General features: G+C 71.9%; 16 protein-coding genes. 10 read left to right on the top strand and 6 right to left on the bottom strand.

The features are described from left to right. Positions 1-379 precede the first annotated feature (379 nt). Positions 380-1,063, top strand: a complete 684-nt coding sequence (locus IF78_RS0130860) for a glycerophosphodiester phosphodiesterase (RefSeq protein WP_078662653.1) — start codon at positions 380-382, stop codon at positions 1,061-1,063. An 18-nt stretch (positions 1,064-1,081) separates the two neighbouring features. Here IF78_RS0130860 and IF78_RS0130855 read toward each other — a convergent pair whose 3' ends face one another. Further along, positions 1,082-1,630 carry a GNAT family N-acetyltransferase gene (locus tag IF78_RS0130855; protein ID WP_031481705.1) on the bottom strand — a complete coding sequence of 183 codons (549 nt, stop codon included), beginning with the start codon at positions 1,628-1,630 and terminating at the stop codon, positions 1,082-1,084. A gap of 121 nt (positions 1,631-1,751) precedes the next feature. Here IF78_RS0130855 and IF78_RS0130850 point away from each other — a divergent pair, with 121 nt between their 5' ends. Beyond that, positions 1,752-2,144, top strand: coding sequence for a VOC family protein (locus IF78_RS0130850; RefSeq protein ID WP_031481703.1), 393 nt, complete (start codon positions 1,752-1,754; stop codon positions 2,142-2,144). On the opposite strand, the gene IF78_RS0130845 is transcribed toward IF78_RS0130850, so the two are convergent. Further along, positions 2,141-3,052, bottom strand: a complete 912-nt coding sequence (locus tag IF78_RS0130845) for a GNAT family N-acetyltransferase (RefSeq protein WP_031481701.1) — start codon at positions 3,050-3,052, stop codon at positions 2,141-2,143. The genes IF78_RS0130850 and IF78_RS0130845 overlap by 4 nt on opposite strands. A gap of 166 nt (positions 3,053-3,218) precedes the next feature. Here IF78_RS0130845 and IF78_RS0130840 point away from each other — a divergent pair, with 166 nt between their 5' ends. Further along, positions 3,219-3,983 (top strand): VOC family protein, encoded by a 765-nt coding sequence (locus IF78_RS0130840; RefSeq protein WP_031481699.1) that lies wholly within the window; start codon positions 3,219-3,221, stop codon positions 3,981-3,983. Positions 3,984-4,040: 57 nt separating this feature from the next. Here the strand turns inward: IF78_RS0130840 and IF78_RS0130835 are convergent, their stop codons facing one another. Continuing rightward, complete coding sequence (locus IF78_RS0130835) at positions 4,041-4,577, bottom strand: MarR family winged helix-turn-helix transcriptional regulator (RefSeq protein ID WP_031481697.1); 537 nt, start codon at positions 4,575-4,577, stop codon at positions 4,041-4,043. Continuing rightward, positions 4,574-6,226: an FUSC family protein gene (locus tag IF78_RS0130830; RefSeq protein ID WP_037641655.1), complete on the bottom strand. Its 1,653-nt coding sequence runs from the start codon at positions 6,224-6,226 to the stop codon at positions 4,574-4,576. The genes IF78_RS0130835 and IF78_RS0130830 overlap by 4 nt, the downstream gene beginning before the upstream one ends. Before the next feature lie 177 nt (positions 6,227-6,403). On the opposite strand from IF78_RS0130830, the gene IF78_RS0130825 reads away from it, so the two are divergent. The 5 genes from IF78_RS0130825 (at position 6,404) to IF78_RS0130805 (ending at position 10,535) form a co-directional block, all read left to right on the top strand. Next, the gene (locus IF78_RS0130825; protein ID WP_031481693.1) at positions 6,404-6,961 is read left to right on the top strand and encodes a DUF5134 domain-containing protein; all 558 of its coding nucleotides are present in this window, start codon (positions 6,404-6,406) and stop codon (positions 6,959-6,961) included. Positions 6,962-7,058: 97 nt separating this feature from the next. Further along, positions 7,059-7,994, top strand: a complete 936-nt coding sequence (locus IF78_RS0130820; RefSeq protein WP_031481691.1) for a M56 family metallopeptidase — start codon at positions 7,059-7,061, stop codon at positions 7,992-7,994. 233 nt (positions 7,995-8,227) lie between these two features. Beyond that, positions 8,228-8,899, top strand: a complete 672-nt coding sequence (locus IF78_RS0130815; RefSeq protein WP_031481689.1) for a phosphatase PAP2 family protein — start codon at positions 8,228-8,230, stop codon at positions 8,897-8,899. Between the two features lie 76 nt (positions 8,900-8,975). Further along, positions 8,976-9,707, top strand: coding sequence for an HAD family hydrolase (locus IF78_RS0130810; RefSeq protein WP_031481687.1), 732 nt, complete (start codon positions 8,976-8,978; stop codon positions 9,705-9,707). Between the two features lie 141 nt (positions 9,708-9,848). After that, positions 9,849-10,535 carry a TetR/AcrR family transcriptional regulator gene (locus IF78_RS0130805; protein ID WP_031481685.1) on the top strand — a complete coding sequence of 229 codons (687 nt, stop codon included), beginning with the start codon at positions 9,849-9,851 and terminating at the stop codon, positions 10,533-10,535. Here the strand turns inward: IF78_RS0130805 and IF78_RS0130800 are convergent. After that, positions 10,523-12,019 carry an LVIVD repeat-containing protein gene (locus IF78_RS0130800; protein ID WP_031481683.1) on the bottom strand — a complete coding sequence of 499 codons (1,497 nt, stop codon included), beginning with the start codon at positions 12,017-12,019 and terminating at the stop codon, positions 10,523-10,525. The genes IF78_RS0130805 and IF78_RS0130800 overlap by 13 nt on opposite strands. Positions 12,020-12,083: 64 nt before the next feature. Here IF78_RS0130800 and IF78_RS0130795 point away from each other — a divergent pair, with 64 nt between their 5' ends. After that, on the top strand, positions 12,084-12,773 hold the full coding sequence (locus IF78_RS0130795) for a DUF305 domain-containing protein (RefSeq protein WP_051828298.1): 690 nt from the start codon (positions 12,084-12,086) through the stop codon (positions 12,771-12,773). A 60-nt stretch (positions 12,774-12,833) separates the two neighbouring features. On the opposite strand, the gene IF78_RS0130790 is transcribed toward IF78_RS0130795, so the two are convergent. Then, positions 12,834-13,292: a DUF6214 family protein gene (locus tag IF78_RS0130790; RefSeq protein ID WP_031481679.1), complete on the bottom strand. Its 459-nt coding sequence runs from the start codon at positions 13,290-13,292 to the stop codon at positions 12,834-12,836. 211 nt (positions 13,293-13,503) lie between these two features. On the opposite strand from IF78_RS0130790, the gene IF78_RS0130785 reads away from it, so the two are divergent. Next, on the top strand, positions 13,504-14,850 hold the full coding sequence (locus tag IF78_RS0130785; protein WP_031481677.1) for an FAD-dependent oxidoreductase: 1,347 nt from the start codon (positions 13,504-13,506) through the stop codon (positions 14,848-14,850). The last annotated feature ends 39 nt before the right edge of the window (positions 14,851-14,889 follow it).

Below are 14,889 nucleotides of genomic sequence, written 5' to 3'. Positions count from 1 at the left end.
CCACAGGAGAACCTCGCGTAAGGACACCGTATGCATACGAGGTTTCTCCCAGCAAGAGGAGACCCGGGAAATTATCCTGCGCACCTCCAAGGTCACCGAACTTTTTCCGGTTGGACACCGTGACGGCGAATACTCCGCCACGGCATGGGCATACGCGGGGTCGGCCCGCACCGGCCGGTCAATCGCCGCGGGACTCGCCCACGCCAGGGTGACGGCGCGGAGGCACGCGATCCAGGTACGACATGTCGATCACTGCAAACCCTGTGTACACGTGGGGTTCATCACGCTCCCGGACCACTAGGCTGCGGCACTGCCGCGCGAACACTCCCCTCCGGTTTGCGCGTGTGCCGAGCCGCCGTCGACGGAAGCGAGTTGAATCTTGAACTTCCTTACCATCGGTCACCGCGGAGTCATGGGTGTCGAACCCGAGAACACCCTCCGTTCCTTCGTCGCCGCCCAGCAGGCCGGCCTCGACGTCATCGAACTCGATCTCCACCTCAGCAAGGACGGCGCCCTCGTCGTCATGCACGACACCGACGTGGACCGCACGACCGACGGCACCGGCCCGATCGCCGACAAGACCCTCGCCGAGCTGCGCGCCCTGGACGCGGGCCGTGGCGAGCGCGTGCCGGTCTTCGAAGAGGTCCTGGACGCCGTGCGGTCGCCGCTGCAGGCCGAGATCAAGGACGTCGCGGCGGCACGGGCGCTCGCCGAGGTCATGACCAGGCGGGACCTGGTCTCCCGGGTCGAGGTCTCCTCGTTCCACGACGACGCCGTCGCCGAGATCGCCCGCCTCGTGCCCGGCGTACGAACCGCGCTGATCGCCAGCCGCTACGGCACGGACGTCGTGGACCGCGCCGTCGCGGTCGGCGCGGCGACGGTCTGCCTGAACATCCGCCGCCTCACCCTGGAGGTCGTGGAGCACGCCCGCAAGGCGGACCTGAGGATCATCGGCTGGGTGGTCAACACCCAGGACCACCTGCGCCTCGTACGGGCCCTGGAACTGGACGGCGCGACCACGGACTACCCGGAGATCAAGCGCACCGGCCGCTTCACCGCGTGAACGTCCAGCCCCTCGACGTCACACCAGCTCCTTGACCAGGAGCTCGAACTGCAGGTCGTCGCGCTGCGGGATGCCGAAGCGCTCGTCGCCGTACGGGAACGGGGTCATCCGGCCCGTACGGCGGTAGCCGCGCCGTTCGTACCAGGCGATGAGGTCGTTCCGTACGGAGATCACGGTCATGTGCATCTCGCGCACGCCCCAGGTCTCGCGGGCCCGCCGCTCCGCCTCCGCGATGATCACCTTGCCGAGGCCGCTGCCCTGGAGTGCGGGGCTGACCGCGAACATGCCGAAGTAGGCGTGCTCGCCGCGGTGTTCGAGCTGGCAGCAGGCGACGACCCGCCCGTCCCGCTCGACCGTCAGCAGCCGGCTGTCGGGCGACTTGATGACCTCCAGCACACTTTCCGGGTCGGTCCGCTGCCCTTCGAGGATGTCCGCCTCCGTCGTCCAGCCGGCCCTGCTGGCGTCCCCGCGGTAGGCGGACTCGATCAGCGCGACCAGCGCGTCCACGTCGGTGTCGGTGGCGTCGCGGAAGGTGAGTCCGGAGGCGGGGGTGGCGGCGGTTTCCATCGGGGCGCTTCTCCAGGTCGCGGGCGCGGGGCGGGCACCGCTGAGCGTAACGCGCCATCATGGCGTGGCTGACGCCGCGCCGCAGGCGGGAATTGTCAGACAGGCCCTAAGCTCCGGCCGCATGGTGCACGTACTGAGCGGACGGACCCTCCTGCAGCCCACCGACCCGGAGCGCTCCCGTGTCTTCTACGGCGAGCAACTGGGCCTGGCCGTCTACCGCGAGTTCGGCACCGGGCCGGAGCGCGGCACCGTCTACTTCCTCGGCGGGGGCTTTCTGGAGGTGTCGGGGCGTTCGGATGCGCCGCCGTCGCCGGCCGTGCGGCTGTGGCTGCAGGTCGAGGACGTGGCGGCGGCGCACGACGAGCTGCGCGCCAAGGGCGTCGAGATCGTGCGGCCGCCGGTGAAGGAACCCTGGGGCCTGATCGAGACGTGGATCGCCGACCCGGACGGCACGCGGATCGTGCTGGTGGAGGTGCCCGCGGACCATCCGCTGCGCTGCCGGCCCGGAATCTAGGGCCGGTGTTCCCAGCCTCGGTCGGTGCGGGTCAGCTCGCGGAAGCCGGCCGAGGTCAGGCGGTCGATCATCGTGCCGTCGGCGGCCGCTTCGTAGGCGAGGAGGCGGTCCACGCCGCACAGGCGCAGCCAGTCGGCGGCCTCCCCCAGCAGCCGGCGCTCCAGGTCCTCGCCGTGCGCCGAGGGGTCGGTGTACAGGTTGCCGATGTCGGCGAGACCGGTGCCGCGAGTCTGGCGCTCGGGGCGGGACAGGGCCGTGTCGACCTCGATGAAGCCGAGGGCGCGACCGTCGGCATACGCCGTAAGACGCGTGCCGCACTCCCCCAGCGTGCGCTCGACGGTGACGCCGGGCCACGGCTGGGCGGACGGCAGGTCGGTCACCCGCGCGCAGAGGATCACCTCGGTGTCGCCGACGTGCCGGAAACCCGAGCGTTCGTAGAGTGCGCGGATGTGCGGCCAGTTGCGGGGCAGGCCGTAGACGGCAGGGGCGGGGAGGTCGCCGCTCGCGTACCGGGCGCGTACGCGCCAGCGGGCCAGCCGGGCGAGGCAGGCGCTCATCAGCAGGTCGGCGGCCCGGTCGGAGTCCGGCCAGTAGGAGGCCGGCGGGCGGTGGACGAGCCAGCCGATCTCACCGACGTCGCGGTGGGCCGCGCCGACCTCGTCGTCCGCCCGGTAGCGCAGCAGATGGGCGGCGGCCACGATGTGGTCGCGCTGCTCGGCGACGAGCGTCACCCGCTCGCTCACCCAGGGATCGGTGATGAACTCGTCAGGCCGTCGCTCCAGAGCGCTGAGCACGGTGTTCACCGAGACGGAGACGCCGGGGACGACGGTCGCGACGTGCAGGTTGATCAGTTCGGTGAGCTGGTCGCGGTCGGCGCGGCGGAAGGGGCGCACTTCGAGGGCGGGCATGGGGGACCTCCGGTCGGCGAACGGTGTCGGGAGGCCGCCATGCGGTGCGGTACGGGGCGAGGATACGGCGCGGGCGGCGCCGGGCTCCACCGGGTTTCGCCGGATGGCCCGGGACCGGCGGCGGGGCTTAGCGTGCTGGAGGGGATCCGACTTCGGAAGGAACGCCATGAAGCTCGACAAGCCGGTGACCGGCGGTCCCTGCTGGACCGAGCTCGGGACCAGCGATCTGGCGGCTGCCAAGCGGTTCTACGAGGGGTTGTTCGGCTGGCGTGCGGAGACCGATCCGCGGCAGGAGGCGGGCGGCTACACGATCGCGCACATCGGGGACGCGGCGGTGGCCGCGCTGACGCCGCTGTACCAGGAGAAGCAGCCGGTGGCCTGGAACGTGTCGTTCGCGGTGCCGGACGCGGACGCCGCCGCCGCGCAGGTGACCCAGGCGGGCGGCACGGTGCTGGTCGGACCGATGGACGTGTTCGACGTGGGCCGTTTCGCGGTGGCCGTGGACCCCACGGGAGCGGCCTTCCAGCTCTGGCAGGCGCGGGCGTTCCCGGGCGCGGGGCTGCTCAACGCGCCCGGCTCGCTGGGCTGGGTGGAGCTGCTGACCCGGGCGCCCGAGCGGGCCGTGGAGTTCTACACGACGGTGTTCGGCTGGAGCGTCAACGCCTCGGAGCACTACACGCAGTGGGGCATCGACGGCGCAGACTTCGGCGGCATGGTGACGATGGACGACAAGTTCCCGCACGAGGTGCCGGCGCACTGGCTGCCGTACTTCGCGGTGGCCGACGTCGACGCCACGGCGGCGGACGCCACGCAGGCGGGCGGCACCATGTTGATGGAGCCCACCTCCGTCCCCGACGGACCGCGCATCGCCGTGCTGCGGGACCCGCAGGGGGCGGTGTTCGGCGTCTACCCCGCGGCCTACGAGCGCTGACGCGGGCCCTGACCCGTGGCGGCACCCGCGCCACGGGGTGGAGGAGGCTCGGCCCGGTCAGGCGCGGAGCGCGCCCAGCCGCCCCTCCAGCTGGCTCAGCAACTCGCCGAGCAGGGAGGCCAGTTCGTGCTGCCGCCGCGGATCCAGGCCGGACAGTACGGCCGTCTCGTACGCGAGCTGCTCGGGCAGGGTGCCGTCGACGAGTTCCCGGCCCGCGTCCGTGAGCCGGAGGTGGGCGACGCGGCGGTCCCGGCTGTCGCCGCGCCGCTCCACCAGGCCGCGTTCGGTCAGGAGCTTGAGGCGCTTGGTGACGGCGGCGCCCGAGGAGAAGGTCTCGCGGGCGAGTTCGCTGGGGGTCAGTTCGTGGCCGGTGCGCCGCAGCGCGCCGAGCAGGTCGAACTCGGGGCGGCTGAGTCCCGCGCGGCGCAGGGGGGCGTCCTCGGCCTGCTGGAGGAGGGCGGCGCAGCGGTTGATGCGGCCGATGATCTCCATCGGGGCGGTGTCGAGATCGGGATGGACGCTCTGCCACTGCCTGACCACGGCGGCCACCGTGTCCTGTCTCGTCCCGGTCGGCCCGCCGTTGGTCGCCGTCATGGCCGTACGCCCTCCGTCGTCTCGCTGCCCGTGCGCTGGTCCGGGTGCGGCCCTCGGTTCCGCCCCACAGCCCCGTCCTTCGGATCATCCTCAAGCTCTTCGAGCAGGGGGTACCCCCCAGCGGCGCTGTCGTCGGTTGACAGGCACCGCGCCTCACAGCCGGCCTGATCCGAACACCAGGGCCTAGGTCCTGTCGTCAAATTCCCGTCGTCCGCCCGAAGGGCGGGCCCAGCGGCGTCTGGTGCGTGCGATCGCAAGCAGGGCCTAGCCGCGAGCGTACGGGGTGCGGTCCGTTCGGCGCGCACGACCCGCTGCCGCCGTCGGTCGGGTACGGCCACCGCGGCGACGAGGCCGACCAGCGCGCCGACCAGGGTGTCCACGATCCGCTCGGTGATCAGCCGGCCAGGCTCCTGGAACCCGGCGAACTCGGTGACGAGCAGCGCCATCGGGGTCACGCAGACGCTGCCGAGCCAGTAGTTGCGCCCGATCAGCGCCTCGGCGCCGAAGTTGAGGGCGAGGCAGCACAGGACCAGGGCGACCTCGCCCGTGTGAGCCACCGGAACCAGCGCGGCGAACAGGAGCACGCCGAGCAGGTTGCCCACGACCCGCTGGATCCCACGGCCCCAGGTGAGCGTGAGGCTGGCCTGGTACAGGGATGCCGCGGTGACCAGGGCCCAGTAGGGCCGGCCGACTCCCAGCGCGAGGCAGACGTAGCCGGCGAGGGCGCAGCCGAGGGCCACGCGCACGGCGAGCGGGGCCAGGGGACGGAGGCGGCGCCACAACGGGGCGGGGGCCGAGGCGAGTCCGGTGCCGAGGCCGGTGAGGTCGTCGACCTCCGGGACAGGGCCGTTGCCGCGGACCTGCCTGGCCCAGCCGCGCAGCCGCCCGGGGTCGGCGTCGGCCGGGGCCGCGAGGGCGACCTCGGCGCGAACGAGGAGGCGTTCGAGGGCACGGCGGGTCTCGGAGGAGCGGCCTGCGGAGAGCAGGGCTTGCCGGGCGGCCTGTACGGCGGTGACGGCGGGGGCGTGGGTTCCGGCGTGATGCCCGCCCCGGCCGCCCGCACCTGCGGTGCCGCCCCTCTCGACGTGCGCCGCTGCCTCGTTCAGGGCGCCCGCGACGGCCCGGCGCTCCGGTCCGTGCGGACGCAGCAGGCCCGGCGCCATGCCGACGAGCCAGGCCCAGGCACCGGCCGCGGCGGCCAGCGCGAGATGACCGGGGACCTGGGCGAGGGACTGCGGGGTGAACACGGCGGCGGAGCTGACGAAAGTGAGGACCACGTTGCCGGGCGGACCGATGCGGGTCGCGTCGCACAGCACCTTCTGCACGGCGGCCAGCAGCGCGCCGACGGCGACCAGGACCCCGGCGTGGCGCGTGAGCGAGGCCGCGATCAGTGCGATGGCGAGACCGCCGAGCATGCCGAGCACCACCCACGCCAGGGCACGGGCCCGGGCGGCATAGGGGCGGTTGTGGGCGTAGAGCGCGCACAGCGATCCGGCCATCGTGTACATCGCCAGGTCGAGCCGGCCCAGCATCAGCAGGGCGAGATTGGGTGGGGCGACGGCGACGACCACGCTCAGGGCGGGCTTGAACCAGATGTCGGAGGGCCGGCCGAGGCGGAGCACTCCGACGAGCGGGATGCGACTGCTCATGGCCTTAGCTTAGCAAGTGTTTTACTCGTAAAGAATGGTTCTGGGGGCGCGGTGAGTGCCGCGATGACCTGCCGTGCTCCGCCGAATGCTCCCCGTGTACAACCTTGCGCTCGCGTGCGCACCGCACGGCCGGGGCATCGACGGACTGTCCGAGACCGTCGAGCGGGGAGGATGCGCGTGCACGGACCGGCTTCGCACGGCTGGCTGCTGGTCGCACTGTGTGCGGCGACCGGGGCCTACTGTCTGCTGCGGATGCGCAGCCACGTCGAGGAGCAGCGCCGGGCCGCGGGCGGCGAGGCGTTGATGGGTTTCGGCATGGCGGCAATGGCGGTGCCGGCCGCGGTGTTCACACCGCCGTCGTGGGCCTGGCCCGGATACGCGGCCGTGTTCGGCGCGGCCGCCCTGCACGCGCTGTGGTCGGCGCGGGCGGACGCCCACCATCTGCACCACCTGGTGGGGGCCTCGGCCATGGCCTACATGGCGGCCACGATGGCCGCCTCCCCCGGGCACGCGAGCGGGCACGGCGGGTCGGGGATCCCGCTGGTGACGGGCGTTCTGCTGCTCTACTTCACTGGGTACGTGCTGCTGTCCGGGGTCCGGCTGGTGCCCGTCGCGGCGGGTGGCGGAGGCGTCGGGGGCATCGGGAGCGTCGGCTGGGGTGACCGGCCGGAGCTGGCGCGGGCCTGCAGGCTGTCGATGGGGATCGCCATGGTGGCGATGCTGCTGGCCCTCTGAACGGGCGCTCCGCAGGGCCGCAAACTCCCGTGGTCTGCGTCACTTTGACGCGGCGGTCCGTACCCGTGCGCGGTACGGCGCTCATAGGGTGCTGCCCATGATGGTCCCCGCGGCACTGTTGCTGCTCGGCGCCCTGACCGCCGTCGTCGCCCCTCGGCTGCTCGCCCGGGCCGACTGGCCGGACCGTGAACCGGTGGTGGCGCTGTGGGTGTGGCAGTCCGTGGTGGCGGCCGTACTGCTGTGCTGTGCGCTGTCGATGACGCTCAGTGCGGCGTCCGCGTGGCATGCCGTGCGCGGCCATGTGTTCGCCCCGGCACCGCGTGCCGTGGTGGAGGCGTACGCGCTCGGTGTGGGTGGTCCCTGGGCGGCGACGACGGCGGTGGCGCTCGCGTGCGGAGGGCTGTGGACCGTGGCGATGCTGCTGCGGGAGGTCGTACGCGCGCGTGCCCGGTACAGGCGACGGCGGACCGAACTCCTCGTCCGTGCCCCGCTGTTGCCCGGCGAGCAGCCGGCGAACGACCGGCTGGTGATCCTGGAGGGGCGGCGGCCGGACGCCTGGTGGCTGCCCGGCGCGGCACCCCGGTTGGCCATCACCACCGCCGCGCTGCGCCGACTGAAGGGACGGCAGTTGGACGCTCTGCTGGCCCATGAGCAGGGCCACGCGCAGGCCCGGCACGACTGGCTGCTGCACTGCTCGGCGGCGCTGGCGGGCGGGTTTCCGCAGGTGCCGGTGTTCGCGGCGTTCCGCGACGAGATGCACCGCCTGGTCGAACTCGCCGCCGACGACATGGCCTCCCGCCGCTTCGGCCGGCTGACGACCGCCCTCGCCCTGGTCGGACTCAACGAGGACCGGGGCGTGTTCGGCCCGTGCCCGACCGCGCAGGCGCAGGTGCCGCAGCGGGTCCACCGGCTGCTGACTCCCCCGGACCGGCTCACGGCGGGCCGTCGGCTACGGCTGACGGCGGCGGCCGCGCTGGTACCGGTGGTGCCGGTGCTGGTGGCGTTCGGACCGGGGCTGCGGGCGCTGGGGTAGTCGGACCCGCTGCCGGGTACCCGGGTACGCGAAGCGCGTCCGGGTGGCGCTTCTCGCCCAGGAACAGAGCGGCAGACGCCAGAACAGCCGGTATCCCCCCGCCGGCAGGCGCCGAAATAGCCGGCATCCCGTGCCACGGGCGACGCCGGAAGAGCCGGTCGCTCCTGTGGCGGGCGTCGCAAACTCACCCCCAGCATTGGCCTCTCGCCCCATCGGTCGGCGAGGATCGCAGTATGCACACCCAGTCCGTCGAATCCCCGCCCCGCCCACCGGCCGAGCGCAGGACCGCCCCCTGGGCCGGAGCCCTGGCCCTGTGCTCCGTGCTGCTCCTCGCCCTGGTGGCGGTCCGGTGGTACCCCCTGATGAACCTCGACGGCGACATCGCCGAGACCACCCACCGCTGGGCGGTCGACGAGACGGGCGTCACGCACGCGTTCCGCATCCTGACGGACTGGGTCTGGGATCCCTGGACGATGCGCATCCTGGCCGCGGCCGTCGCGATCTGGCTGGTGTGGCGCAGAGCCGCGCGCTGGACGGCCGTGTGGCTGGTGGCCACGTGCGCGCTCGCAACAGTGGCCCAGCAGTCCCTGAAGGCCCTGCTGGACCGCCCCCGCCCCGTCTGGCCCGACCCCGTCGACTCCGCCCACTACGCCGCCTATCCCTCCGGCCACGCCATGACCGCCACCGTGGTGTGCGGCCTCCTCCTGTGGCTCCTGCACCGCCACGGCCCCGAACGCACCCTGTGGCGCACGGCCGTCACCGTGGCCGTGATCTCCGTGGCCGGCGTCGGCCTGACCCGGGTCTGGCTGGGCGTCCACTGGGCCACGGACGTGATCGGCGGCTGGCTGCTGGGCGCACTGGTCGTGGTGCTGGCGGTGCGGGTGCACGCGCGGTGGCGGGGGTGAGCGTGCCGTAGCGCCGTCTCGGCCATGACGGCGATCTTCCCTTCGCGACGGAACGCGGCCCCGTAGGATCCGCCCCATGACCGCAGTTCTGTTCGATTTCTCGGGAACCCTCTTCCGTGTCGAGTCCACCGAGTCCTGGCTGCGCGGAGCGCTCGCCGAGGGCCGGATGGAGCTCGACGAGGCCGAACTGGCCGTGGCCGCGCGGGGGCTGGAGGCGATGGGGGCGTTGCCGGGCGGGGTCGGCCCCTCGTGGCTGCCCGAGGGCGTGGCGAGCGTGTGGGGAGTGCGGGACAAGAGCGCGGAGCTGCACCGGGCCGCCTACACCGGGCTGTCCCGGCAGGTGCAGCTGCCCGACGACCGGCTTCACGACCTGCTCTACGACCGTCACATGGCACCGGCCGCGTGGGTGCCGTACCCCGACGCCGCCGAGGTGCTGCGGGCGCTGCGTGAGCGCGGCGTCCGCGTCGGCGTGGTCAGCAACATCGGCTGGGACCTTCGTCCGGTGTTCCGGGAGCACGGTCTCGATCCGTATGTGGACGCCTACGTGCTGTCGTTCGAACACGGCGTCCAGAAGCCCGACTCACGGCTGTTCGCGGCTGCCTGCGCGGCGCTCGACGTCGATCCGCGGGATGTCCTCATGGTCGGCGACGATCGCCGGGCGGACGGCGGTGCGGCGGCACTGGGCTGTGCGGTGCACTTCGTGGACCATCTGCCGGCGCACCAGCGACCCGACGGACTTCGGCCGGTGCTGGCTCTCGTGGGCGCCGACCCGCGGGCGAACGGTTCCGGCCCCCGGACGGACGAGTAGCCGTCCCGAGGCGCTCGCCGACCTCGGACGATCCCCCGCGTCGCCCGAGGCAGGCGGCAGCCCCGACCAGGCCGTATCGAAGCCCGGCCCGGAACCGCTGAGTATAGTTGGCTGGCAGCCAGTCAACGCAGGAGTTACAGCATGTCCCCGCGCAGCGCCTCGGTCAATGAAGAGCTGCGGCGGCGATCCCGGGAGCGGCTTCTGCAGGCGGCCGTCGAGCTGGTCGGCGAGCGGGGATACGAGGCCACCACGCTGGGCGACATCGCGGACCGGGCGGGCTCGGCACGCGGCCTGGTGTCGTACTACTTCCCCGGCAAACGCCAGCTGCTGCAGTCCGCCGTGCACCGCCTGATGCACCGCACGCTGGAGGAGGCGCTGGAGCGCGAGCCGCGCAGCGAGGACGGGCGCGAGCGCATGGCGCGGGCCATAGACGCGATCCTGGGTCTGGCCCGGGACCGGCCCGTGCTGATGCGCCAGCACATGGCGGGCATCCTGCAGGCCGAGGGCTTCGTCCAGTGCCCGGAGCAGCGGCGCCTGGCCGAGCTGCTGCGGGACACCTGCGTACGGCACGGCTCGCTGGACGTCGACGCCGACTACCCGATGCTGCGCGCCCTGCTCATGGGTGCCGTCTACGCGGCACTGGTGCCCGGTGTGCCGATGCCGGTGGCGGTGCTGCGGGCCGAGTTGTTCAAGCGCTACCGGCTGGAGTGGGAGATGGGAGTCCCGCCGGGCCCGGGGACCGAACCCGGCGGGACGTGCGACACCGATCTGTCACGGTTCTTCGCGACCGGGTCGGCGCCCGGCTGCCCGGACGGTCAGTCGAAGTAGTCCGGCTGTGTCTGGACGTTGAGTTCGCGCACCGTGACCCAGCGAGCCGGGTTCGTGCGCCGGTCGTCGATCTTCAGGACATCGAAGCCCCTGGCGTACTCGTTGGAGTAGATGTAGCCGTTGTAGTAGTACGCCGACCACGAACCGCCCGACTTGATCGTGTCCGTGGTGAGCGGGCCCCGGTCGAAGTACGCGATCTCCTTCGGGTTGTCCGAGTCGGTGAACTCCCAGACGGAGACGCCGCCCTGGTACCAGCCCTGGACCATGATGTCCCGGCCCTTGACCGGAATCAGCGAGCCGTTGTGGGCCACGCAGTTCTCGGTGGCCGCCTGGTGCCGGGGGATCTTGAAGTAGCTGCGGAACGCGAGCTTGCGCTTGTCGCCCTTGCCCACGATGTCGTAGATGCCGTCGGCTCCGCGGTTCGGGCCGATCTCCGCGTTGCAGGTGGCCGCGCTGCCGCCGCCCAGCTCGTCGGTGAAGACGACCTTGTTCGCCTTCTGGTTGAAGGTCGCCGAGTGCCAGAACGCGAAGTTCACGTCGTCCCGGACCCGGTCGATGACCTGCGGGTGCTCCGGGTCCTCGATGGACAGCAGGATGCCGTCGCCCATGCAGGCACCGGCGGCCAGGTCCTTGGAGGGAAGCACCGTGATGTCGTGGCAGCCGGTGGTCTTGCGCACGCCTCCGGGCGGACCTGGGTTGCCGCCGCCGTCCGGGCCTTCACCGGGGAAGAGCACCGGGAAGTTCACCACCGCCGCCTTCTCCGGTGCCTTGTGCGGCACCTTGATGACGGAGATGCCGTCGTGCGGAGGCTGGCAGTCGGGGTAGGTGGCGTCCGGCGAGTACGAGGAGACGTAGATGTAGACGTTCCTGCGTTCCGGCACCAGTGTGTGGGTGTGCGAGCCGCAGGCGGTCTCGACGGCGGCGACGTACTTCGGGTTGGTCTTGTCGCTGATGTCGAAGACCTTCATGCCCTCCCACGAGGACTTCTCGGTCGCCGGCTGGGTGGTGCTGTTGCAACTGCTGTCGCTGCGCGAGGAGTCGGTGGACAGGAACAGCAGGTCACCGGAGACGGAGACGTCGTTCTGCGAGCCGGGGCAGAGGACCTGGGCGACCGTGCGCGGGGCCCTCGGGTTGCTGATGTCGAAGATGCGGAAGCCGTCGTAGTTGCCGGCGAAGGCGTACCTGCCCTGGAAGGCGAGGTCCGAGTTGGTGCCCTGGAGCGCGTCCTTGGGGACGAACGCCAGGTGCTCGATGTTCTCCGAGTGGACGATCTCGTGCTGACCGGGTATCTCGCCGTCCGCGAGAGCCTCCCGAACCTCGGCCCGGGTGCTCTCGGAGACCTCCTTCTCCGCGACGGGGCCGTCCCCCGGGTCAGGGGTCGCGACAGCGGGCTGCGCGGTGAGCAGAGCGGCCATGAGTCCGGCGGCGGCAGCGGCAACTCCCAGGCGTCTGCGCCGCGTTCGGGGAATACTGAACAGGATCACTGTTTTTCCTCCCTAGTCCGTTCCCACTAGAACGGTTCATGCAAGCCCGAGTATCGTCTTTGCCATGCACATCTCAATAGGGGGCAATGAACATGTAACGAAGACGCCCTTGCGCAGGGCGCCCGTCCGCATCGCCGCGCTGGCCGCCCTGGCCGTGCTCGCGCTCGGCGGCTGCGACTCCGAACCCGAGGCGGCCGAGGGGAGCGGACCGTCGGTGATCGTGCCCGGCAAGCCCGGCGAGGAGAACCGGAAGCTGTCCGCCGAGGAGGCCGCACGGCAGCGTGCCGAGGACGACTCCCCCAACTCGGCCGACGTCGCCTACGCGCGCATGATGATCGAGCACCACACCCAGGCCCTGGAGATGACCGAACTCGCGCCGGACCGCGCCGAGTCGACGAAGGTCAAGGCCCTCGCCGAGCGGATCGCCGCCGCGCAGAGCCCGGAGATCACCGCCATGAAGGGCTGGCTGAAGAACCATGGCAAGACGGAGAACGCCGAGGACGGCGGCGGCCACGAGCAGCACGCCTCGATGCCCGGCATGGCGACCGAAGCACAGCTGAAGAAACTGCGCGCTGCCCGCGGGAAGACGTTCGACCAGCTCTTCCTCACGTTGATGATCACCCATCACGACGGGGCGCTCACCATGGCCACGGACGTGAAGGGACAGGGCAACAACATCGCGATCGAGGAGATGGCCGACGAGGTGGTCGCTCAGCAGACGAGCGAGATCACGCGGATGCGGGACATGCTCTGAGGGACCCACGCCGGTGGGGCGCACTCAGCGGCTCGGTGCCCTCCGCCTTCGGGGCCGCGCTCAGCGGCGGGCGCGGCGCGGTGTCAGGAAGCCCGCGTCGCGCGCCTGGCCGATGAGCCTGAGCGACCTGCGGCGGCTGTGCCCCGTCGCCCGCATCACCGCGAGGACCGGGTCCGCGCCCTGCTCCTGAGCCGCGCGGTACTCCTGTGCGACGAGCCACTGCCCCTCGACGCCCAGCGGCCAGGGCGGCCGGGCGCGACTCGATCCGGCGCCCTCTCGGCCCGGTTCGCCCGCGGCCCCGCACGCCTTGGAGAGCGGATCCTCGATCCAGTCGGCGAGTGCCGCCAGGTCGTCGAGGGAGAGCGCCGGACGGGCCCGCACGTCCTCGATGGAGACGCCCTCCTCGGACACCACGGCGAGCGCGTCGACCCGGGCGCCGTCGCCGAACTCCAGCCGGACGCCCAGCCATGCCGTGGCGCCGGCACCGTCCCGTACTTCCCACGCGGGCCACACGGACACGACGCCGTCCGAAGCACAACGATCGGAAAGATTAAGAAAGGATGCTTCCAGCACACACGCAACGTAACCGCATGATCACATTCCATACTGAACGAACACGCCTCCCGGTCGGCGCACTGCACCCTGTCAGCGGAGCGTCCGCGGTGCGATGCTGGATTCGAGAGCGACTCCTGGAGACTTCCCGAAGACCCCTCGGACAAGGAGTTCCGCCGTGCCGCTGCGTGTCGCCGTCGTAGGCTCCGGGCCGAGCGGGTGCTACACCGCCCAGAGCCTCGTACAGCAGGACCCCGACGTGCTCGTCGACGTCCTGGACCGGCTGCCGTGCCCGTACGGCCTGGTGAGGTACGGCGTCGCGCCGGACCACGAGAAGATCAAGTCCCTCCAGAACAACCTGCGGACGGTCCTGGAGCACGAGCGGGTGCGCTTCCTCGGGGGCGTCCAGATCGGCCCGGACGGAGTGCCGGCAGACCGGCTGCGCAGTCTCTACCACGCGGTCGTGTACTGCGTGGGCGCCGCCACCGACCGCCACCTCGGCATTCCCGGCGAGGACCTGCCGGGCAGCTGGTCGGCGACCGAGTTCGTGTCCTGGTACAGCGCCCATCCGGATGCCGTCGACGACGGGTTCGTGGTCGGCGCGCGCTCGGCGGTGGTCATCGGCGTCGGGAACGTCGCGGTGGACGTCACACGGATGCTGGCCCGGGGCACGGCGGAGCTGAGCCCCACCGACATGCCCCAGGGGGCGCTCACCGCCCTCGCCGCGAGCCGCGTGAGCGACATCAGCATGGTGGGGCGCCGCGGTCCCTCGCAGGCCCGCTTCACCACCAAGGAGCTACGGGAGCTGGGCACCCTGCCGGACACGGGAGTGACCGTGGATCCCGAGGAGCTGGTGCCGGATCCGGCGTACGCGGACCCCTCAGGGCTGCCCGCCCCACAGCGCCGCAACGTCGAGGTACTGCGCGGCTGGGCCGAGGCTCCGGCGCGCGAGGCCCGCCATCGCATCCGCCTGCGTTTCTTCCTGCGGCCCGTCGAACTCCTCGCCGAGGCGGGGCGCGTGGCCGCGGTGCGCTTCGAACGGACGGCGCCCGACGGGCGGGGCGGAGTGACGGGCACGGGGCAATACGAGGACATCGAGGCCCAGTTGGTGCTGCGTTCGGTGGGCTATCGCGGGGTGCCGCTGGAGGGCCTGCCGTTCGACCCGTCGACCGGCACGGTGCCACATCGCGCCGGGCGAGTGGTACGCGAGGGCCTTGTCGCGCCGGGCGAGTACGTGTCCGGCTGGATCAAGCGGGGCCCGACGGGCGTGATCGGCACGAATCGGCCGTGCGCGAAGGAGACGGTGACGTCGCTGCTGGAGGATGCCGACGCACTCGCGGGGAGGGAGCTGCCCGAGGATCCGCTCACGGCACTGCGGGCCGAGGGGATCGAGCCGGTGGAGTGGACGGGTTGGTGCGCGATCGAGCGCGCGGAGGCGGACCTGGGGGCGGCGCTGGGCAGGAGTGTGGTGAAGCTCCCCGATTGGGAGTCGCTGATGACCGCCGCGCACGGCAACGCCGTTTAGGGACGCGGGGCTGTACCCATATGCGGCTCCACCGCGTGG

Origin of the sequence: Streptomyces bicolor (genome assembly GCF_000719285.1) — a bacterium.
Taxonomy (GTDB): Bacteria; Actinomycetota; Actinomycetes; order Streptomycetales; family Streptomycetaceae; genus Streptomyces; species Streptomyces bicolor.
This window is presented reverse-complemented; position numbering and strand designations above follow the sequence as displayed.

What these genes read in the sequence shown, in the direction of transcription:
- IF78_RS0130855 (WP_031481705.1), bottom strand. Translation starts at nt 1,630, where the DNA reads ATGGAAACCGCCGCCACCCCCGCCTCCGGACTCACCTTCCGCGACGCC.
- IF78_RS0130850 (WP_031481703.1), top strand. Translation starts at nt 1,752, where the DNA reads ATGGTGCACGTACTGAGCGGACGGACCCTCCTGCAGCCCACCGACCCG.
- IF78_RS0130845 (WP_031481701.1), bottom strand. Translation starts at nt 3,052, where the DNA reads ATGCCCGCCCTCGAAGTGCGCCCCTTCCGCCGCGCCGACCGCGACCAG.
- IF78_RS0130840 (WP_031481699.1), top strand. Translation starts at nt 3,219, where the DNA reads ATGAAGCTCGACAAGCCGGTGACCGGCGGTCCCTGCTGGACCGAGCTC.
- IF78_RS0130835 (WP_031481697.1), bottom strand. Translation starts at nt 4,577, where the DNA reads ATGACGGCGACCAACGGCGGGCCGACCGGGACGAGACAGGACACGGTG.
- IF78_RS0130830 (WP_037641655.1), bottom strand. Translation starts at nt 6,226, where the DNA reads ATGAGCAGTCGCATCCCGCTCGTCGGAGTGCTCCGCCTCGGCCGGCCC.
- IF78_RS0130820 (WP_031481691.1), top strand. Translation starts at nt 7,059, where the DNA reads ATGATGGTCCCCGCGGCACTGTTGCTGCTCGGCGCCCTGACCGCCGTC.
- IF78_RS0130815 (WP_031481689.1), top strand. Translation starts at nt 8,228, where the DNA reads ATGCACACCCAGTCCGTCGAATCCCCGCCCCGCCCACCGGCCGAGCGC.
- IF78_RS0130810 (WP_031481687.1), top strand. Translation starts at nt 8,976, where the DNA reads ATGACCGCAGTTCTGTTCGATTTCTCGGGAACCCTCTTCCGTGTCGAG.
- IF78_RS0130805 (WP_031481685.1), top strand. Translation starts at nt 9,849, where the DNA reads ATGTCCCCGCGCAGCGCCTCGGTCAATGAAGAGCTGCGGCGGCGATCC.
- IF78_RS0130795 (WP_051828298.1), top strand. Translation starts at nt 12,084, where the DNA reads ATGCACATCTCAATAGGGGGCAATGAACATGTAACGAAGACGCCCTTG.